The organism is Faecalibacterium faecis (assembly GCF_040096475.1).
Classification (GTDB): Bacteria; Bacillota; Clostridia; order Oscillospirales; family Ruminococcaceae; genus Faecalibacterium; species Faecalibacterium taiwanense.
On the sequence record NZ_JBBMEP010000005.1, the window covers coordinates 30,866 to 50,044 of the forward strand.

The 19,179-nt window shown below is 58.9% G+C and carries 16 protein-coding genes; 5 read left to right on the forward strand and 11 right to left on the reverse strand.

Annotated features, from left to right (window positions below; all coding sequences use genetic code 11):
• The first annotated feature begins 49 nt into the window (after positions 1-49).
• The gene (locus WMO17_RS03545; RefSeq protein WP_291017590.1) at positions 50-1,354 is read left to right on the forward strand and encodes an HlyC/CorC family transporter; all 1,305 of its coding nucleotides are present in this window, start codon (positions 50-52) and stop codon (positions 1,352-1,354) included.
• A 135-nt stretch (positions 1,355-1,489) separates the two neighbouring features.
• Here WMO17_RS03545 and WMO17_RS03550 read toward each other — a convergent pair whose 3' ends face one another.
• The 10 genes from WMO17_RS03550 to WMO17_RS03595 form a co-directional block, all read right to left on the reverse strand.
• Positions 1,490-2,410, reverse strand: a complete 921-nt coding sequence (locus tag WMO17_RS03550) for an ROK family protein (RefSeq protein WP_349137491.1) — start codon at positions 2,408-2,410, stop codon at positions 1,490-1,492.
• Positions 2,411-2,510: 100 nt separating this feature from the next.
• On the reverse strand, positions 2,511-3,908 hold the full coding sequence (cysS, locus tag WMO17_RS03555; protein ID WP_097774303.1) for a cysteine--tRNA ligase: 1,398 nt from the start codon (positions 3,906-3,908) through the stop codon (positions 2,511-2,513).
• Between the two features lie 119 nt (positions 3,909-4,027).
• Positions 4,028-4,783, reverse strand: a complete 756-nt coding sequence (gene pflA, locus WMO17_RS03560) for a pyruvate formate-lyase-activating protein (RefSeq protein WP_291019470.1) — start codon at positions 4,781-4,783, stop codon at positions 4,028-4,030.
• Positions 4,770-7,022, reverse strand: coding sequence for a formate C-acetyltransferase (gene pflB, locus WMO17_RS03565; RefSeq protein WP_349137492.1), 2,253 nt, complete (start codon positions 7,020-7,022; stop codon positions 4,770-4,772). Before pflB ends, pflA begins: the two co-directional genes overlap by 14 nt.
• Before the next feature lie 546 nt (positions 7,023-7,568).
• A complete protein-coding gene (locus tag WMO17_RS03570; protein ID WP_294648485.1) occupies positions 7,569-7,763 on the reverse strand; it encodes a hypothetical protein in 195 nt (64 codons plus the stop codon).
• A gap of 125 nt (positions 7,764-7,888) precedes the next feature.
• On the reverse strand, positions 7,889-8,347 hold the full coding sequence (locus WMO17_RS03575) for a hypothetical protein (protein WP_154255533.1): 459 nt from the start codon (positions 8,345-8,347) through the stop codon (positions 7,889-7,891).
• Between the two features lie 5 nt (positions 8,348-8,352).
• Positions 8,353-9,396 carry a lysylphosphatidylglycerol synthase transmembrane domain-containing protein gene (locus tag WMO17_RS03580; RefSeq protein WP_349137493.1) on the reverse strand — a complete coding sequence of 348 codons (1,044 nt, stop codon included), beginning with the start codon at positions 9,394-9,396 and terminating at the stop codon, positions 8,353-8,355.
• A 160-nt stretch (positions 9,397-9,556) separates the two neighbouring features.
• Positions 9,557-11,152 (reverse strand): glycosyltransferase family 4 protein, encoded by a 1,596-nt coding sequence (locus WMO17_RS03585; RefSeq protein WP_154255531.1) that lies wholly within the window; start codon positions 11,150-11,152, stop codon positions 9,557-9,559.
• A 26-nt stretch (positions 11,153-11,178) separates the two neighbouring features.
• Positions 11,179-11,970 carry a hypothetical protein gene (locus WMO17_RS03590; protein WP_223388243.1) on the reverse strand — a complete coding sequence of 264 codons (792 nt, stop codon included), beginning with the start codon at positions 11,968-11,970 and terminating at the stop codon, positions 11,179-11,181.
• 57 nt (positions 11,971-12,027) lie between these two features.
• Positions 12,028-13,143 (reverse strand): acyltransferase family protein, encoded by a 1,116-nt coding sequence (locus WMO17_RS03595; protein WP_298637443.1) that lies wholly within the window; start codon positions 13,141-13,143, stop codon positions 12,028-12,030.
• A 400-nt stretch (positions 13,144-13,543) separates the two neighbouring features.
• Here WMO17_RS03595 and WMO17_RS03600 point away from each other — a divergent pair, with 400 nt between their 5' ends.
• The 4 genes from WMO17_RS03600 to WMO17_RS03615 all read left to right on the forward strand — a co-directional run bounded on the left by WMO17_RS03600 (position 13,544) and on the right by WMO17_RS03615 (position 18,133).
• Positions 13,544-14,992 (forward strand): class I adenylate-forming enzyme family protein, encoded by a 1,449-nt coding sequence (locus WMO17_RS03600; protein WP_294648488.1) that lies wholly within the window; start codon positions 13,544-13,546, stop codon positions 14,990-14,992.
• Positions 14,993-15,012: 20 nt separating this feature from the next.
• On the forward strand, positions 15,013-16,485 hold the full coding sequence (locus WMO17_RS03605; RefSeq protein ID WP_349137494.1) for a class I adenylate-forming enzyme family protein: 1,473 nt from the start codon (positions 15,013-15,015) through the stop codon (positions 16,483-16,485).
• A 187-nt stretch (positions 16,486-16,672) separates the two neighbouring features.
• Complete coding sequence (locus tag WMO17_RS03610) at positions 16,673-16,915, forward strand: acyl carrier protein (RefSeq protein ID WP_044953961.1); 243 nt, start codon at positions 16,673-16,675, stop codon at positions 16,913-16,915.
• 6 nt (positions 16,916-16,921) lie between these two features.
• A complete protein-coding gene (locus WMO17_RS03615; protein WP_349137495.1) occupies positions 16,922-18,133 on the forward strand; it encodes a hypothetical protein in 1,212 nt (403 codons plus the stop codon).
• Positions 18,134-18,187: 54 nt separating this feature from the next.
• Here the strand turns inward: WMO17_RS03615 and WMO17_RS03620 are convergent, their stop codons facing one another.
• On the reverse strand, positions 18,188-19,150 hold the full coding sequence (locus WMO17_RS03620) for a biotin--[acetyl-CoA-carboxylase] ligase (protein WP_349137496.1): 963 nt from the start codon (positions 19,148-19,150) through the stop codon (positions 18,188-18,190).
• Positions 19,151-19,179: the final 29 nt, after the last annotated feature.

Consider the following 19,179-nt stretch of genomic DNA (forward strand, 5'->3'; position numbering starts at 1 on the left):
CTGAGAGGGTTCAAACAAAAACAGAAAGTTGAGTGTGATTTCCCTTTTTATGGACGATGGCAGTATTACGCTTTTGGCGGCGCTGATCATTCTGGTGGCATTTTCCGCCTTTTTCTCCGCCTCTGAGACCGCATTTTCTTCCCTGAACCAGATCCGCCTGAAAAGCCGCGCCGAGGACGGCGATTCGGCAGCAGCCCGCGTGCTGGCTATGTCGGAAAAGTACGACAAGCTGCTCTCCACCATCCTCATCGGCAACAATATCGTCAACATTGCCGCAGCATCCATTGGCACAGTGCTGTTCACCCGCCTGCTGGACCCGGAGCGGGGCGCGACGGTGTCCACCTTCGTGCTGACCATTGTGGTTCTGATCTTTGGCGAGGTGACCCCCAAGAGCCTTGCAAAGGAGATGCCGGAGACGGTTGCCACAGCGGTTTCGCCCTTTTTGAACCTGCTCATGATCCTGTTCACCCCGCTGACCTGGCTGTTCACCCAGTGGAAGCGCCTGTTGGGGCATTTCATCCGCAGCACCGAGGAGGACACCATCACTGAGGGTGAGCTGATGACCATGGTCAGCGAGGCCGAGAACGACGGCGAGCTGACCGACCGGGAAAGCCAGCTCATCCGCAGCGCCATTGAGTTCGACGATGTGGAGGTGGAGGAGATCCTCACGCCCCGCGTGGATGTGATCGCGGTGGAGGACGATCTCTCGCTGGATGAGGTGGCCGATACCTTTGCGGAATCGGGATATTCCCGTCTGCCCGTTTACCACGGCACCATTGATAACATCATCGGTGTGGTACATGAAAAGGACTTTTACCTTGGCCGTCTGCGCAAGGATACCACGCTGGAAGACCTTGTGAAGCCCACCCTTTATACCACTGGCTCCACCCAGATCTCCCAGCTGCTGCGCACCCTGCGTGAGCAGCACCATCACATGGCGGTGGTGGTGGACGAGTACGGCGGTACCGAGGGCATCATCACGCTGGAAGACATTCTGGAAGAGCTGGTGGGCGAGATCTGGGACGAGCACGACGAAGCGACCGAGGACTTCCGCAGGCAGTCGGATGGCAGCTGGATCGTGCTGGGCAGTGCCGGTGTGGACGACCTGTATGAGAGGCTGGGCCTGCCGGAGGATGAGGACATCGATTCCAATACGGTGAACGGTCTGGTGCAGGAAAAAACCTGCCATCTGCCCAAGGTGGGCGACCGGTTCACGCTGGGCGAGTACGACGGTGTCGTTACCCGCACGGCCAAGCGCCGCGTGACCGAGGTGCGCCTGACCCCGGCGGAAAAGCCGGAACCGAAGAAGGAAGAAGACGAAAAGCCGCACTTCAACCGGCTGACCAATAAGTAAATCTAAGGGAGGATGCCGTTTTCCAATACGGCTCTATCCTGTGAAAAAGCAAACTCCGGCAGACCGCAGTCTGCCGGAGTTTGCTTTGTAAAAATAATTGTTCCGCTGAATATGGCTAGAGCGAAGCGGAAGCCATTAAATGGTTTTGCTTTCCGCCTGCAGATAGGTATACAATGCTCCCACCTGATTGGCTTCACTGCTGAAATGGCAGGGCACGATCTCGCAGCGGGGCAGACCGATCATGTAAGGTGATTCCCCACGGGAAGCAAACAGCCCGGCATATACCCGGCGCAGATCGTCCAGCAGCAGCGGCTGCTTGCTGATGCCGCCGCCGATGGCTACCTTTTCCACATCCAGCAATACGGTCAGGTTGTAGATCTGCACGGCCACCATCTTGCAGAACCGTTCCAGCACTTCCAGCGCTTCCGGCTCGGCGGCATTGGCGGCATCAAAAAAGAGTTTACCGTTCATGGGGGCATCGGCGGGCAGGCCCTTGCGGGCGCGATACCACTTGAGCAGGTATTTGGTGCTGCACTGGCAGGCCATGGTTTTTTCGGCATTCTCCCACTCGTCGGCGTTGGTGTTCACAAAGCTGTACTCTCCGGCGGTAAAGTGCACGCCGCGCACCAACTGGCCATTGGCAATGATGCCGCCGCCCACGCCGGTGCCGATGATAAACACTGCCGCATTGCAGCAGCCCTGCAAGGCACCGGCCCGCAGCTCTGCAATGGCTGCAGCCTTGCCGTCGTTTTCCAGCGTGACACGGCAGCCGCATCTTTCGCGCACCAGCTGCCCCACCTGCGTGCCGGTGTTGTACAGAAGTGCCCCGCCGTTGGAGACATAGCCGGTGTTGGCATCCACAAAGCCGGGCAGCGCCATAGCGATACCGTCCACTTCATCCTTATGCGGTGCATACAGAGCGTATATTGTGTCGAGAAAATGCTCCTGCGTATCCTGCGGCGTGGGCACGGAACCGGCATCAAAACGGTTCATTTGCTCGTCCATGACCGAATATTTGATCTTGGTGCCTCCTACGTCAAAAACCATGACCTTCATTGCTGTTCCCTCCGCAAAGCTGATCTTCTTCCTTATTATGGCAAATGTGCGCAAAAAAGTAAAGCCATCCGCAACATGCCGCGAATAGCTTTACTTTAATTTAGAGCTTGCTCAGCTGCGGGCCCTGTGCGGTATCCTTGACCGCCCAGCCCAGTTCAGTCAGCTGTGCACGGATGGCATCGGCAGTGGCCCAGTCCTTGGCCTTCTTGGCGGCGGCACGCTTCTCTACCAGCTCAGTCACCTCGGCGGGCACCTCGTCCTTCTTGCGGTTGTACAGCAGGCCCAGTACGCCGGTGATCTCGTCGAACGCAGCGGCGGCGGTCTGCAGGGCATCCTTGGAGGAAACAGCCGACAGCGTATTGATCTCCTTGACCAGATCGAACACGGCAGCCAGTGCATCCGGGGTGTTCAGGTCATCGTCCATGGCGGTGCAGAACTTGGTGCGGGCCTCGGCAGCCTTTTCCTTCAGGGTCTCGTCGGTGCCAAAGGCATCCTTGGTCAGGGCAAAGTCCAGATTTTCGCGGCAGGTGTACAGGCGCTCGAGACTGTTCTTGCAGCTCTCGATGAGATCCACGGTGTAGTTCAGCGGCATCCGGTAGCCTGCGGTCAGCATGAAATAGCGGATGGGTTCGTAGCCGTAGACATCCGCCACGTCCCGCACGGTGAAGAAGTTGTGCAGGCTCTTGGACATCTTCTGATTGTCCACGTTGATGAAGCCATTGTGCATCCAGTAGCGGGCAAAGGTGCAGCCGTTGGCGCACTCGCTCTGTGCGATCTCATTCTCGTGGTGGGGGAAGATCAGGTCCTGACCGCCGCAGTGCAGATCAATGGTCTTGCCCAGATGGGTGCGGCTCATGGCGCTGCACTCGATATGCCAGCCCGGACGGCCCATGCCGTAGGGGCTTTCCCATGCAGGTTCACCGGGCTTTGCGGCCTTCCACACGGCAAAGTCTGCGGGGTCCTCCTTCAGGTCGTCGTCCATCTGGCTGCGCAGCTCACGGTTGCCGCTCTCCAGATCGTCCAGCTTCAGGTGGCTCAGCTTGCCGTACTCGGGATCGCTCTTCACCCGGAAGTACACATCGCCGTTCTTGGCAACATAAGCGTGGCCGGAGTCGATCAGATCCTTCACGATATCCAGGATCTGCTGGATGTGCTCGGTAGCCCGGGGCTGGACGGTGGGCTTTTTGCAGTTGAGGCCGGCGGCATCCTTGAGGTACTCGGCCTCAAAGCGCTGAGCGACCTCCTTCATGGAGGTGCCCTCTTCCTGTCCCTTCTTAATGAGCTTGTCGTCGATATCGGTGATGTTGGAAACATAGAACACCTTGTTGCCGCGGTACTCAAGGTAGCGGCGCAGGGTATCGAACACGATCAGCGGGCGGGCGTTGCCGATGTGGATATAGTTATAAACGGTAGGACCGCAGACATAGATGCGGTATTCACCGGGCACCTGCGGCACGAATTCTTCTTTCTGGCGGGTCAGCGTATTGAAAATCTGCATGGCTGTTTCTCCTTTTTTACTTTTTTCATTATAACGGTGTACAGAAGGGAAGTCAAGAAAAAACGACCGCTCCCGGCGCATTCTGCACACCGGAAACGGTCGTTTTTCAAATCAGGAGCTTAGCCGGGATACCGGCTCACTTCCAGCAGCTCTTCTGCACGCTTCACCTGCTCCGCGGTGGGCGGCACGGCGTCCGGCAGTGGATAAGGGATGCCCAGCTTCTGCCACTTGAACAGGCCCAGCGTGTGGTAGGGCAGTACCTCCACCCGCTGCACCGTTTTCAGGCTGCGGATAAAGTCTGCGGTCCTGCGCAGGCCCTCCTCGTCGTCGGTCAGGCCGGGTACCAGCACATGCCGGATCCACAGCGGGATGCCGAGGTCAGAAATATGCCGCGCCATCGCAAGGATGTTGGCATTGTCTTTGCCGGTGAGCTGCCGGTGGCGTTCCGGATCGATCTCCTTCAGGTCGAGAATGACCAGACTGGTGGACTTCATCAGCCGGTCGAAACCGGCCAGATAATCCGGGTCATCGGGCCGGAAGGGCTGCCCGGCGGTATCCAGAGCCGTGTGCACGCCTTTGGAGCGGGCCAGCTCGAAGAATGCCGTCAGGAACTCCATCTGGCGCAGCGGTTCACCGCCGCTGACCGTGATGCCGCCCTTTTTGCCCCAGTAGTTGCGGTAGCGGTAGACCCGCTGGAACAGCTTTTCCACCGTCCATTCCTCGCCGCCCTCCGCAGCCCATGTTTCCGGGTTGTGGCAGTATTTGCACCGCAGGGCACACCCCTGCAAAAACACCACAAAGCGCACACCGGGGCCGTCCACAGAGCCGAAGGATTCCAGCGAGTGGACATAGCCGATGGGGTTACAGGGCTGCATGGCAGGTGCGGGAGATAACGTCCATCTGCTGCTCGCGGGTCAGGTCGATGAACTTGACGGCGTAGCCGGAGACGCGGATGGTGAAGTTGGCGTACTCCTCCTTCTCGGGGTGCTCCATGGCATCCAGCAGCTTCTCCTTGCCAAAGACGTTCACATTCAGGTGGTGTGCGCCCTGATCGAAGTAGCCGTCCATGACCTGTACCAGATTCTCCACCCGCTCGCCTTCGCTGTGGCCCAGAGCGTCCGGGTTGATGGTCTGGGTGTTGGAGATGCCGTCCAGTGCCCAGTGGTAGGGCAGCTTTGCCACCGAGTTCAGGGAAGCCAGCAGGCCGTTCTGCTCTGCGCCGTAGCTGGGGTTTGCACCGGGAGCAAACGGGGTGAATGCGGCACGGCCATCGGGCAGAGCGCCGGTGTACTTGCCGTACACCACGTTGGAGGTGATGGTCAGGATAGAAGTGGTAGCCTCAGAGTTGCGGTAGGTGTGGCGCTTCTTGATCATCTCCAGGAAGGTGCGCAGCAGCCACACGCCGATCTCGTCGGCGCGGTCATCATCGTTGCCGTACTTGGGGAAGTCGCCCTCGGTCTCAAAGCCGGTGGCAAGGCCGCTCTCGTCACGCACTACCTTCACCTTGGCGTACTTGATGGCGCTCAGGGAGTCGATGACGTGGGAGAAGCCTGCAATGCCGGTGGCAAAGGTGCGGCGCACGTCGGTGTCGATAAGGGCCATCTCGGCTTCCTCGTAGTAGTATTTGTCGTGCATATACTGGATCAGGTTCAGCACATTGACGTACAGGCCAGCCAGCCAGTCCAGCATCTGGACATACTTGGGCAGCACCTCGTCGTAGTTCAGGTACTCGCTGGTGATGGGGGCATAGTTGGGGCCGCACTGCTCGTGGCTCTTCTCGTCCACACCGCCGTTGATGGCGTACAGCAGGCACTTGGCAAGGTTGGCGCGGGCACCGAAGAACTGCATCTCCTTGCCGGTCTGGGTGGCAGACACGCAGCAGCAGATGGAGTAATCATCGCCCCAGACGGGCTTCATCACGTCGTCGTTCTCGTACTGGACAGAGCTGGTATCGATGGACACCTTGGCGGCATATTTCTTGAAGCTCTCCGGCAGGGCAGAGGAGTACAGAACGGTCAGGTTCGGCTCCGGTGCGGGGCCCATGTTTTCCAGCGTGTGCAGGAAGCGGTAGCAGTTCTTGGTGACCATGCTGCGGCCATCCATGCCGATGCCGCCCACTTCCAGCGTTGCCCACACGGGGTCGCCGGAGAACAGCTGGTTGTAGCTGGGGATGCGGGCAAACTTGACCATGCGGAACTTCATGACCATGTGGTCGATCAGCTCCTGAGCCTGGGTCTCGGTCAGGGTGCCGTTGTCCAGATCGCGCTGGATGTAGATATCCAGGAAGGTGGAGATGCGGCCCACGCTCATGGCAGCGCCGTTCTGGGTCTTGATGGCGGCCAGATACCCGAAATACAGCCACTGGCAGGCCTCCTTGGCGTTCTTTGCAGGCTGAGAGATATCATAGCCGTAGGCCTCGGCCATCTTCTTCATGCCCTTCAGGGCACTGATCTGGCGGGCGATTTCCTCGCGCAGGCGGATCACGTCGTCGGTCATGGTGCCGTCGCCGCAGTTGGCGAAGTCCTCCTGCTTGAACTCGATCAGTGCATCGATGCCGTACAGGGCCACGCGGCGGTAGTCGCCCACGATGCGGCCGCGGCCGTAAGTGTCCGGCAGGCCGGTGATGATGTGGGTATGGCGGGCCGCCTTCATCTCAGGGGTGTAGGCATCAAACACAGCCTGATTGTGGGTGCGGGTATAATCGGTAAAGATCTTGTGCAGCTCGGCGCTGGGCTGGTAGCCGTAAGTGGTGCAGGCCTGCTCTGCCATCTTGATGCCACCGTAGGGCATGAAGGCGCGCTTGAGGGGCTTGTCGGTCTGCAGACCCACGATCTGCTCCAGATCCTTCAGGCTTTCGTCGATATAGCCGGGGCCGTAAGCAGTCAGGCTGCTGACCACTTCGGTCTCCATATCCAGCACGCCGCCCTTGGCGCGCTCGGCCTTCTGCAGCTTCTGCAGAGCACCCCACAGCTTGTCGGTCGCCTCGGTGGGGCCGGCCAGAAAGCTTTCGTCGCCGTCATACGGGGTGTAGTTCTTCTGGATGAAGTCGCGCACATTGACTTCTTCTTTCCAGATACGGCCCTCAAAGCCTTCCCACTGTTCAAAATTGATCATTGGAACCTCCTTGCTCCATTACGCAGTTAGCGTTTTCTAACTAATGAGCCTTTGAAAAACCGCTCTGTATGGCGGCTTTCTGGGGGCAAAACGGTCTTGAACTGCCGATTGCGGCAGCCCCAACTACAAGGTGTAGACAAAAATGAAAACCTGCCCACAAAATCTTGCGTTATTATAATAGCAAGAACCACTTTAAAATGCAATAGAAAACAAGTGGGTTTTCTTCCAAAGCAAGGGGCTTTCTTTGGGCAGAATGTAGAAAAAGTGCCGAAATCCCGGCGGTGCACCTATTTTGCGAAAAAAATCGCAAAATAAGGGTTGACAAGACTAACCGGCTGTGGTATTCTGTTCTCGCAACGAGGTTAGACAAATCTAACCACGTTGCACCAGAAAAGCGGAAGCCTCTGCAAGGGCTTCTGCGAAAACCGGATCCGCCATGGCAGAGCTGCGGAGCTGTGTCAGGTGATCCCCAAGTTTGTCGTGGCGAGGCCACTCCATCTTGCTTACGCAAGACCGCTTTGTGGCTTAAAAGCCCCACTGGGGCTTTCATTGCTGCGCAAACGCCAATTCCTCCATTCCATTCTCTTTTTTCAAGTGAGCTGTGGTTTTAGTTTGCTCCCACGGCTCGATGCGCGGCATTCGGTGTGATTGGTACCGCACCGTGTGCAAAAGAAACAAAAACGGGACATGCAGCTTGACCACCTGCATGCCCCGATTTTTGTTTTTAACTCCTTCAGTCATGGCTGACACCATGCCAGCTCCCTCAAAGAGGGAGCCCTTGGCAGTGCGGAAAACTTTACAGTTTTGCCAAAGCCTCCCTCACTGAGGGAGGTGGATGCGAGTGCAGCGAGCAGACGGAAGGAGTTTTACTTCACGATTTCCGCCAGCTTTTGATACACTTCCTCCGCGCCGCCCTTGGGTTCTTTGATCTTTACGAACTGGCTGTTGACAATGGCGGTGCCATCGGAGTAGACGGTGAACAGGAGGTTATTGTTCTCGGCATCATCGTAGTAGCTCACGGTGACGGAATCCACCGGGTATTCGTGGCTGTAGGAGGAATACTGCTGGTTGAACCGCCTGACACAGGTAAGGCCGGAGAGCACATTTGCGATCTGCTGATAGGCCGGATCGTCGGCAGAGAGCAGCTGAACGTCCATCTCTGCGGAGCGGGCAAAGTTCTGAATGTGCTCCACCCGGACACTGGCCTGTGTGCTGGCCTCAATGCTGGATGCAAGGTCGATCCGGGCAGAGGGAAGGATGAGCACCAGCGCCAGCAGGATGAGCAAAACGATGCTGAACCGGGACAGAATGCCTTTTTCCTTCATAAGAGTCATGCCTCCTTTGGCGGCTCCGCTCCCATTTGGCCCAGATGCCGCTGAGCGATGAAGAAGCCCACGGCGCTGGCGGCGAACACCACATAATAGCTGGCGATGCGGTAGAGCATCATCACGCTCATCACCTCGCCGCGCTCCAGAAAGCTGCCGAACACCAGCAGGAATGCCGTTTCGATGGAGCCCATGCCGGCCACATTAGGCAGGGCGTTGGACAAAAACAGCATCAGGCTGGTGAGCAGCTGCACCTGCAAAAAGCTCAGAGGGGAAAGCCCCATGAACCGGATGCACAGGTAGGGCAGGCAGAACAGCCCGAACAGCTTGACCGCCTGCAATGCCAGAATTTCAGCGCAGCGGGGCTTATCTGCCAGCAGGCGGCGGCTCTCCTCGCCCAGAACATCCAGCTGCTGCTGCCAGTCGGCGCGGCGCTGCTGCCATTTTTCCGTTTTGGGCAGCAGACGCATCAGCCAGCGGGCAAGGTTCTGCACCAGCGGCGATACGCACACCAGCACCAGCACCACAATGATGGCCGCCACTACAGCGTATGCCATGGGCAGATAATTCATCACACCGGTGGTGTTGGCGGCAAGCCATCTGTGCTGAAACAGCAGCATCACCGTGGCATACAGCAGCACGGTGGTTTTGTGGAACACGTACTGCAGGGTCATCAGGCCCACGCCCGGGCCAACCGGCAGGCCGCAGCGGTGCAGATACCAGGTCTGCACCGGCACTGCACCTGCGCCCAGCGTGACCACATTGCCAAAGGTGCCGCACCACGCGGTATCGATGCCCTGCCAGAGCCTGAAGCCCGGGATGCGGCTGCGCACGATGACCCACGCCACGCACCCCTCCAGCAGCGGGTAGCTGAGGCCGATGGCCAGCACCACCAGCACCTGCCATGCGGACAGCTGCGAAAGCGCTGCGGTGATCTCGGCCCAGTTGTCCTTGAACAGCAGCACGATGATGCCGGTAAGTGCGGCGAGCACCAGCAGCGAGATCACTGTCTTTTTGCGGGAAGGTGCGGCAGAGGCAGGTTGGCTCATAGAGAGAACAGGCTCCTTTCAGGCGGAATGATTTGATAAAAGTATAACACACGCGGCCTGTGTCTTTGTGAACGGAACTGGAATTTTCTTGTGCAATTTTGATGGAATGATAAAAAGGCAAGGGCAGATGCACGCATCGACCCTTGCCTTTATCTTGTTTTTAGTCTGTTGATTCGTTCACCAGCCGTGTCAGGGTGGCAACATAGGCTTCGTTGGAATAATATTTCTCGTACATTTTCCGGCAGTCAGCTTTCATGGCGGCCAGCTGTTCCGGATGCAGAATAGCATGTTCCAGCACCTTTGCCAGCTGATCCGGGTCGTCGTCTTTGTACACAAAGCCGTCCACGCCCTCGGTGATCAGCCCGGCGGTGCCGGTGTGCTCCGACACGATGGAGGGCTTGCCGAAGATCAGGCCCTCGGTGACGAAGGTTGGCATGGGATCATCGCGGGAAGCGCATACCACGCAGGCGCACTGATCCATCAGGGATTTAATCTCGGGCCGTTCCAGACGCTTGCGGTAGAAAACGGTGTCCGGGTAGTCCTCCACCAGTGCATCCACGGCGTTCTTCAGGCTCTTGTCCGCCGCCTTGCCCACGAACAGGAAAGCAGCCTTCTGGCGCACCTCGGGCTTTAGCAGGCGGATGGCGTTGCAGAAAATATCCTGACCCTTGCGCGGCTCAAAGGAACCTACGGTCACGAACAGCGGCCTGCCGCCGGCATAGCTGATATCGTAGGGCGGGAAGCTTTCCTGCGCATAGTCCGGCAGACCGTAGATCAGCTGTTCAATGCTGAAGTCCGGCCGCACCGAGTGCATGGCGGCAGTGGCGTGGGAGCCTACGGCGCACACATGCACATTGGAGCCCAGTGTTTTGGGAATCTTGTGCGCAATGAACGGGTAGCCTGCAAAGGCATCGTGCAGCCACCACAGCACCGGCACGAAGGAGCCGTTCAGGGTGCTCACGGCGGCAGCCTCTACCACGGTGTTGGCCAGCACAAAATCGGCACTGGTGGCAAGGCCCCACAGCGACGAGTTCATCACGCAGTCGCTGCGGGTCACTACGGCGGCACCGGCATCCAGAAACAGCGGCAGCGAGCCGTCGTCCGCAGGGCCAAGCACCACCACTTCAAAGCCCATGCTGCGCAGCACCGGCACGGCACTTGTCAGCACGATGGGCGCACCGGTCATGGTCAGCTCGTGGCTCAGGATCAAAGCACGCTTTCCGTCTGCAGAGAACACATCGTCGGCACACAGCTCCCGCCGGAAGTGCAGCAAAGACTGCGGGATGCGGTGGCAGTTTTCCGCCATGGCGGTGGCAAGGCGCAGCAGCTCGGTCACGCTGTCCCTGCCGCGCGCAGCGGCGCGCACCCGGTCCAGAAGCTTCCGCGATACCATGGCGCAGCGGCTGCACGGGATGTGCTGGGTGCTCAGATAAAGGGCGGTGGAGCCATCGAAGCCAAAGGCGGCATCACACACCACAAAATCGGCACCGGTGCGCAGGGCGGCGGCAAAATAGGTCAGGGCGGTGGAGGTGCACTCCAGATCTTCGCTGACCAGCAGCACGCCCTCCACCGAGTCGGTCAGGGCGGGGGCCAGCTCCGTCACCAGCCGGAACTTGCGGTGCAGCTGGTTTTCCAGTGCGTGCTCCAGCGCCTGATGACGGCCCGGTGCATACACCAGCAGATAGGTGCTCTGGGTATCGGTATAAACCTGCTTCGTCAGCTGCTTACGCTGCAGGGTGCTGTAACTGCTGTACATGTTGACAACTCCTTTAGCGATCCGATTCAGCCGCGCAGCAGGCGGCGCAAAGCACGCAGCGGTGCGGTAAGCCGCCAGCTGCTGCTCTCGTACAGGTTTTCCAGCGAATCTTCATAGGCAGCACGGCTGTTCTGCAGTTCCGTCAGCTGATTGTTCAGCCGGGTGTTCTCGGCAAGGGCGGCCTGAAGCTGTTCCAGAACATCGTTCTTTTCGGCCTCAGCCTGCAGCTTGATGGTATTCAACGCGCTGAGCAGGGCCTTGCCGGGCTGCTCGTGCTGGAAGCGGCCCAGCGGATAGTAATGATAGGTTACGGCAAACTTCATCCCGGCCGCAAAGGGCACGGTGCTGCACACGGTCAGGTTGGGGTCCACATCCAAAAACAGCAGGCAGTCTTCCTGCAGCCGGATGCCGTTCATGGCGCGGCATTCCAGCCGCTCGTCCGAGATGCTCAGGTCAGTCACGCAGCAGGCCAGCTCACCGGGGTCCAGCCGCAGCGCACGGGCATCCGTGGGCAGGGTGAACACCGCAGAGACCTCGTGGGTCAGTTCGTCGTAGGCATCCTCGGCAACGGTCAGGCATTCCCGCGGGGAATAGCCGGAGCCGGAATCGTAGAACAGCTGCGGCAGGGTCAGGGCGGCAGGTTCGTTGTCGCTGCCGTGCCTTGCCAGTGCGGCCTGATAGTTCAGCACCTGTTGTTCCAGCTCCAGACACCGCTGTGCCAGCCGGGATACACCTTCGTCAGAGAGCTTGAGCTGCTGTTCCAAGTCAGCAGCGCGGCTGCGGGCCGCAGCAAGGGTCTCGGGGACATCGTTGTTCATAACCGGATTCTCCTCTTACTTTTATGATGGCTGCACCGCAGCAGCCGGAAAAACATGTCAGTGCCGGGAGGTATAGTGCACGGCGGGCGTTCTGCGCTGTGCCGGGAAAAATCGGATGATGAGTGCGCGGCGTACACGCAGCAGCTCACACACCAGCCAGATAGAGCCCAGAGCGATGGCATATTGCAGCCACATGCCCAGCACCGGCTGCGCAGAGAACTTTGCTACCATCAGATACCACGGAATAGCGATGATCTCCACGGTATGTACGCAGAAAATGTTCAGCGAACGGCGGCCCACCGCTTCCAGAAAGTGCACGATGGGGCCATGGCCGCGGCTGAGCCGCATGAACAGCCGGATGAAAAGCAGGCCTGCAGCACCGTCCAGAAAGATGCTCAGCGGCCCCAGTGACCACTCGGCCAGCGAGATGCAGTCGGTGGTGCGGGTAGCAAGAGCGCCTACGGCAATGAGTGCTGTGGCGGCCAGCAGCCCGGCAAAGACTTTGGGCGGCAGGGGCTCGTCCAGCAGATGCTTCTTTTTGGCAAGGAAGCCGATATAGAGGTAGGGCACCACCACGGCACCCTGGATCAGGCAGAAGGGCAGCTCCCACACAAGGCTCGCGCCCCAGCCCAGCAGGACGCAGCCTGCCACAGCCCATGGAACATAGCGCTCCGGGAAGATGTTCAGGATCACATCCAGCAGCACCCAGCCTACCATCAGCGCCAGCAGATACCACATCGGCCCGCAGGAGAAGAACTCCTGCCCGAAATACTTGGCCGTGTGGGGCAGGCCCAGCAGAAAGCCGCCGGTGACCTTGATAGACTCGCCGATGGTGCCGGGTAGGTACTGGAACGTCTTATAATGAATGATAAAGTGCAGCACGCAGGTGAACAGCGCCGTGTAAGCATAGGGTTTGAGCAGGCTTTTGAGCTGCTGGTGGATGCACTTGTGGATAGAGCGCTTGCGGAAGCCGTAGCCGCTGGCAATAAAAAAGGCGGCCATCAGCGCTTCGCGGTAGATGAAGGGGAAAAACGCGGTCAGGGACAGGCCGCTGACCGCCTGCATGGGATAAAGCTCGGCGGTATGCGCAAAAACGATGGTCAGCATACCGGCACCCTTGAGCATGTCGAACATGCCGATGGAGCTGGCGGTGCGGGGCTTGGTTCCTTCCATGGAGGTTCCTTCCTTGCGCGGGACATTCCATCAGAGCCGGACGCCGCACAATGCGTAGATTTTGAATGAAAAAGATAAAATTTTGTATGGATATGAACCCAGTATAATGCTTTTTGCACAGACTGTCAATTTTGAATTGCGGTCCGGCGGGCGGGGACACATTGTAGCCTGCAATAAAAGCATAGCACAGGCAGGGTGGCTTCGCAACGAAAGGCAGAATTTACATCTGGAAACGACATGATATGCAAGATTTTATTGTCAATGTTTGGAATTAAATGTTGCAAAACTCTTGCATTGACACGGGCCTTATTGTATACTGGGCACAGTTGGAAATGACTGGAAGGATCTGTGTTGGCCTACACAGGAGCGCCGGATCGGATGATAAAAATGGAGGCAGAAAATGATTACATCGCTGTATCAGTCACTTTGCAATATGGAAACCAACATTGCAGACCGTGTGGCTCTGCGCTGGTATGATGAAAAAAAGCAGGGCGTGGCCGAGGTGCACTACGCACAGTATGCCCAGGATCTGCGCCGGTTCGTGGCGTTCCTGCGTGCAGAGTATGGCGATGTGCGCGGCAAGCGTGTGGCGATCCTGGCCCGCAACAGCTACCAGTATGTCATCTGCATGTACGGCACGGTCATTGCCGGAGCCGTGGCTGTGCCGCTGAACCTTGGCAAGGACTGGGATGCCATCTCCTATGAGCTGGGCCTCACCGAGCCGGTGTGCATCCTGCAGGATGGCGAGTTCGCGGAGCGGGAGCCTGCCCTCGCTGAGACCTACGGCAGCATCCTGAAGCCCATGGACGTCTTTGCGGCCTATGAGCCTGCCGAGGACGTGACCGAGGTGGAGGACCTCTCTGCTCTGGCCTTTATCATGTTCACCTCCGGCACCACCGGCCGCAGCAAGGGCGTTATGCTGAGCCAGAAGAACCTGTTCAGCGCCATGCCGGCTTTTCTGGACCCCTTTGACGATGTGAAGAAGTACACGGGCTGGAACACCGATGAGTTCTCGTCCCTGTCCGCCCTGCCCATGTTCCACATCTCCGCCATGACCAGCCTTGTTTCGTGGAGCATCACCGGCCACTCCATCAACCTGTGCAACAACCTGAAGTATTTCTACCGTGATCTGGGTGCCATGCACAGCGAGGTGATGGCAGTGGTGCCGGTGCTGCTGAAGAGCATCTACAGCGATGTGATGAAGGGCCGCCGCGACCGCCTGAACGGCCTGTGCGTGCTGACCTGCGGCGCTGCCATGTTCGACCCCAAGATTCTGAGTGATATGATGGAGAAGGGCTTCTTTGTGGCCCAGATGTACGGCCTGACCGAGACCTGCGGCGACGGTGCATGGAACTCCTCGCAGGAGGCAAAGTACCTGACCAGCGTGGGCCATGTGGACCTCAGCTGTGAATACAAGCTGGACGACGGCGAGCTGTGTATGCGGGGCGACCCCATCATGCTGGGCTACTACAAGGACCCGGAAGGCACTGCAGAAGTCATCGATGCAGACGGCTGGTTCCATACCGGCGACATTGCCCGGGTGGAAGAGGACGGCTACATGTACCTGACCGGCCGCAAGAAGAACGTGATCATTCTGGACAGCGGCGAGAACGTGAACCCTGAGGAGCTGGAAAAGCTGCTGGTGCCCTGTGCGGACATTCAGGAGTGCATCGTGAAGGAAAAGGACAAAAAGATCTGTGCCCTCATCTACTGTGACCCTGCAAAGCAGGATGCGGTGAAGGAGTTCGTCACTGGGGTCAACCGCGGCCTGCCGCTGTACAAGCGCATGGTGACGGAGTTCAGCGCACAGCCGCTGCCCCGCAACGCCATGGGAAAACTGCTGCGCTGAACACAGGAGGAAACAGAACAATGCGTAAGATCAGAGTGCTGGATAATGTCTACGACCTTATCACCATCAACATGGAAGACCGCTTCAAGGATAATGTGGCCTTCCGCTTCTACGACACCGCAAACGATGCCGTGACCACCATCCTCTATAAGGATTATGTGCAGGATATCCGCAAGGCGGTGAATTACTTCCAGTCCACCATCCCGGAGATCAAGGGCAAAAAGATCTGCCTGCTCACCAAGAACAGCTACGAGTATGCCGTGAACACCTTTGGCGTGGTGGCGGCCGGTGCGGTGCTGGTGCTGCTGAACCAGCGCAAGAGCTGGGACGAGCTGAGCTACGAGCTGGGCCTTGTGGAGCCGGATGCCATCCTGACCGACGGCGACGACTACGGCTTCAACGACCAGCTCAAGGCTGCCTACGGCGATATCCTCCGCCCCATGGATGGCTTCCGAAGCTATGAGCCTGCGCAGCTGACCCGCTGCATCGACCACGAAGCCCTGATGGTCCTGATGTTCACCTCCGGTACCACGGGCCGCAGCAAGGGCGTGATGCTGAGCGAGAAGAATTTCTTCTCGGTGATGCGTGCCCACACCCAGATCGGTGAGCACATGATGGCGTATAAGCACGAACCGAACCTCGTCATGAGCCAGTACACCGTGCTGCCCATGTTCCATCTGGGCGCGTTCATCTGCCTGTTTTCCTGGGCCCACGCAGGCTGGGCGCTGAACGTCAGCAGCGACATCCGCAACTTCTATAAAGAGGTAAAGCGGATGCCCAGTCAGGCCATGGCGGTGGTGCCGGTCATTATGAACTCGCTCCACCACGATGTGATGCGCGGCCGCAAGGACCGTCTGGGAGAGCTGTGGGTGCCCATCTGCTCCTCTGCCATGTTCGACCCGCAGGTGATGCTGGATATGGCGGAACACGGCATGTTCGTGGTGCAGACCTACGGCAGCACCGAGACCTGCGGCGACGGCATCATCAACTACGCACAGGACGCAAAGCACATCGGCGCTGTGGGTCAGGGCAACGATTATCTGGACTACAAGATCGCCGAGGATGGCGAGCTGTGCATGCGCGGCGACAGCATCATGCTGGGCTACTACAAGGACCCGGAGGCCACCGCCGAGGTCATTGACGCGGACGGCTGGTTCCACACTGGCGATCTGGCCCGCAAGGACGAGGACGGCTACTATTTCCTGACCGGCCGCAAGAAGAACCTCATCATTCTGGACAGCGGCGAGAACATCAGCCCCGAAGAGCTGGAAGGCATCGTGGGCAAGTGCGAAGCCGTGAAGGAATGTGTTGTAAAAGAAATGGGCAAGAAGATCGGCGTGGTGGTCTATTGCGACGAGGACAAACAGCAGCAGGTGCGGGACTTTATCACCGAGGCAAACCGCACCCTGCCGCTGTACAAGCGTATGAGCGCAGTGGAGTTCAGCACCGAGCCGCTGCCGCGCAACGGTGCAGGCAAGCTGCTGCGCCAGTGATACGGATGCGATCGAATGCCCGGATGCATAAATGGGCCGGCAGACCGGCAGACTGAAAACAGGAGTTCCGACAAAAAACAAAGCTTTGTTGCCGGAACCCTTGCGCACAGGAGAGAATCAGGGTATTATTATGGAAAGGCATAGGAGATTGTGCCTATTATCCGTCACGGAAAGGAAGAAAATTTCTATGGAACGAGCAGAGATCATTTCCCAGATCCTGGCCATCCTGGAGGATGTTGCCGAGGTCTCTCCCGAAGATGTGAATGAGAACAGCGTCCTGATGGACGATCTGGATCTGTCCTCAATGGAGATCCTGACCATTGTGGCAGACCTCGAGGAGACCTTCGGCCTGCGCATCCCTGAAAAGGAGCTGCGCAACTTTGTGACCATAGGGGATCTGGTGGATTATCTGGCGGCAAACGCGGGGTAACAGTTCATGAATGAGTCGCAGCGCTCGACGGAGTACATCTTTCAGGGAACGATGTACTTCTTCCGTCGGGAGAAGATCCTGTGTCGGTACCAGTTTGCGCTGCAGGATGCGGTGGAACCCGCTCTTTTGCAGCGCGCACTGGAGGCGGCGCTTTCGGCCGCACCGTACTATCGGGTACAGCTGGTGCAGGAAAAGCGGAGCTTTTTTCTGGAGCCGAACCCGAACCCCTGCCTTGTGTATCAGGACAGCGCACAGCGCGATATCCCGGAGGAAACGAACGGCTATCTTTTCAGCGTGAGCTGTGAGGGGGACACCGTCTATTTTGACTGGTATCATTTCCTCATGGACGGCCACGGGGTGTCGCCCTTCCTCACCCGCATTCTGGAACAGTACTGCAACCTGCGCTATGGCACGGCGTTTGCAAACACGCCCATCGTGTGCAGCCCGGCCTATGACATCGAGGCCATGATGGCAAAATACCCGCCCCCCACAGCCACCGAGAGCACGATGCAGAGGGATGTGGTGCAGACATGGGAGGGCAGGATGCGCCGCACCCGGGTGCGGCTGACCAAGCAGAGCCTTGTGGACCGGGCAGTGGAGAACGGCGTCAAGCCCTTTACAGCGCTGGCCGGTCTGCTGAGCCTTGCGCTGCGCAGCTATCTGGGCAAAGACGAGATCCAGTATTCCTACTCGGCAGATACCCGCAGGGAAGCGGGCGTGCCGGATGCCCTTTACAACTGCGTGTGCTCCTTCCAGAGCGGCGTGAAGCTGAACGATGACACCCGCCTTGCGGACATCGTGCCGGAAATGGATGCCGAGGTGCTCCGCACCCTGCAGCCGGAGGCAAAGCTGCGCCAGATGGTCCAGCAAATGAGCTGGGTGTACAAGGTGGACCAGCAGAAAGCGCCCCTGCGCATCAAGCAGAGGGTGTTCCAGATGGGTGAGTACATCAGCGGTGTCCCGGCGGATTTCTGGCTCAGCTATCTGGGCAATCCGCTGCTGCCGGCTACGCCGGAGCTTGAGCAGTACACCAAAGACTTCAACGTCTGGGTCCCGCCGGATGGCGGCTCCATGGGTGTGGAAGCCTCCAGCCTGAATGGCATCATCACCCTGTGCATCGAGAATAAGGCCGAAATGCCAGGCCTTGCCGGGATGATCCGCACCGCCTTTGAAAAAGAGGACATCACGGTGCTGGAAGCCGTGGATCTGGATACATAAGTGCAGAACATAAAAAGCACTCTTTCCGGGCAGGAAAGGGTGCTTTTTTGCGTCTTATTCGGTCCGTGCAGGCCGTGTGGTCACTTCGCCGCAGCGCAGAGCCTCCTGCCGACCGTTCTCCCGCTGGATGACCAGCCGCCCTTCCTCGTCGATGGCAAGGGCCTTTGCGGCGTAGGTCTCGGTCTCGGCACACACCGTCACCCAGTGGCCGGGCACAAAGCACTGGGCACGGTACTCATCCAGACAGTCAAACGCCGGGCAGAGGGCCAGCAGCTCCCGGGCAATGGCCCCGGCCAGTGCGGCCCGGCTCACCGGGGCAGGCCCGCCGGGGTACAGGCTCCCGGCCTTGCGGGCCAGCTCCTCCGGCCAGTCGGCAGCGGTGGAGGTAAGGTTCAGCCCGATGCCCACCACCAGCCATTCCAGCTGTCCGCTCTCGAGGTCGGTCCCCGCTTCGGTCAGGATGCCGCAGACCTTTCTGCCCTGATAGTACAGGTCGTTGACCCACTTGACGGCAAGCTCCAGCCCGCAGAGCTTTTTCACGGCACGGCAGACCGCCACCGCTGCGCTGATGGTAGCGGTCTGGGCATTGGCGGCGGGCATTTCCGGGCGCAGCAGCACCGAGCAGTAAACGCCCTTGCCTGCCGGGCTTTCAAATCTCCGGCCCAGCCTGCCGCGTCCGGCGCTCTGGTGGGCGGTGAGCACCAGCGTGCCATGGGGTGCACCATCCAGCGCCAGCAGCTTTGCCGTGCGGTTGGAGCTTTCCAGCGTGTCATATAAATAGATGGGTGCAGGGTAGTCCCCGATGGCTTCGGCGCAGAACGGGTCGCCGCCTGCCAGCCGGTAGCCCCGGCGGGGCGCAGCTTCCAGCGCGTACCCTTGGGCCGTGAGGGCCGCAGCGGCCTTGTGCACGGCAGCGCGGCTCACGCCGAGGGTCTCGGCCAGCTGCTGGCCGGAAACGTAGCTGCCCCCGGCAGCGGAAAGTGCCTGCAAAAGTGCCTGACGGGTACTGACAGCCATGGCCGAATGCCTCCTTTTGTGCTATACTA

Bases quoted from the DNA above. Each gene is read 5' to 3' on its own strand.
- WMO17_RS03545 (WP_291017590.1), top strand. From the start codon at position 50: ATGGACGATGGCAGTATTACGCTTTTGGCGGCGCTGATCATTCTGGTG.
- WMO17_RS03550 (WP_349137491.1), bottom strand. From the start codon at position 2,410: ATGAAGGTCATGGTTTTTGACGTAGGAGGCACCAAGATCAAATATTCG.
- cysS (WP_097774303.1), bottom strand. From the start codon at position 3,908: ATGCAGATTTTCAATACGCTGACCCGCCAGAAAGAAGAATTCGTGCCG.
- pflA (WP_291019470.1), bottom strand. From the start codon at position 4,783: ATGCAGCCCTGTAACCCCATCGGCTATGTCCACTCGCTGGAATCCTTC.
- pflB (WP_349137492.1), bottom strand. From the start codon at position 7,022: ATGATCAATTTTGAACAGTGGGAAGGCTTTGAGGGCCGTATCTGGAAA.
- WMO17_RS03570 (WP_294648485.1), bottom strand. From the start codon at position 7,763: ATGACTGAAGGAGTTAAAAACAAAAATCGGGGCATGCAGGTGGTCAAG.
- WMO17_RS03575 (WP_154255533.1), bottom strand. From the start codon at position 8,347: ATGAAGGAAAAAGGCATTCTGTCCCGGTTCAGCATCGTTTTGCTCATC.
- WMO17_RS03580 (WP_349137493.1), bottom strand. From the start codon at position 9,396: ATGAGCCAACCTGCCTCTGCCGCACCTTCCCGCAAAAAGACAGTGATC.
- WMO17_RS03585 (WP_154255531.1), bottom strand. From the start codon at position 11,152: ATGTACAGCAGTTACAGCACCCTGCAGCGTAAGCAGCTGACGAAGCAG.
- WMO17_RS03590 (WP_223388243.1), bottom strand. From the start codon at position 11,970: ATGAACAACGATGTCCCCGAGACCCTTGCTGCGGCCCGCAGCCGCGCT.
- WMO17_RS03595 (WP_298637443.1), bottom strand. From the start codon at position 13,143: ATGGAAGGAACCAAGCCCCGCACCGCCAGCTCCATCGGCATGTTCGAC.
- WMO17_RS03600 (WP_294648488.1), top strand. From the start codon at position 13,544: ATGATTACATCGCTGTATCAGTCACTTTGCAATATGGAAACCAACATT.
- WMO17_RS03605 (WP_349137494.1), top strand. From the start codon at position 15,013: ATGCGTAAGATCAGAGTGCTGGATAATGTCTACGACCTTATCACCATC.
- WMO17_RS03610 (WP_044953961.1), top strand. From the start codon at position 16,673: ATGGAACGAGCAGAGATCATTTCCCAGATCCTGGCCATCCTGGAGGAT.
- WMO17_RS03615 (WP_349137495.1), top strand. From the start codon at position 16,922: ATGAATGAGTCGCAGCGCTCGACGGAGTACATCTTTCAGGGAACGATG.
- WMO17_RS03620 (WP_349137496.1), bottom strand. From the start codon at position 19,150: ATGGCTGTCAGTACCCGTCAGGCACTTTTGCAGGCACTTTCCGCTGCC.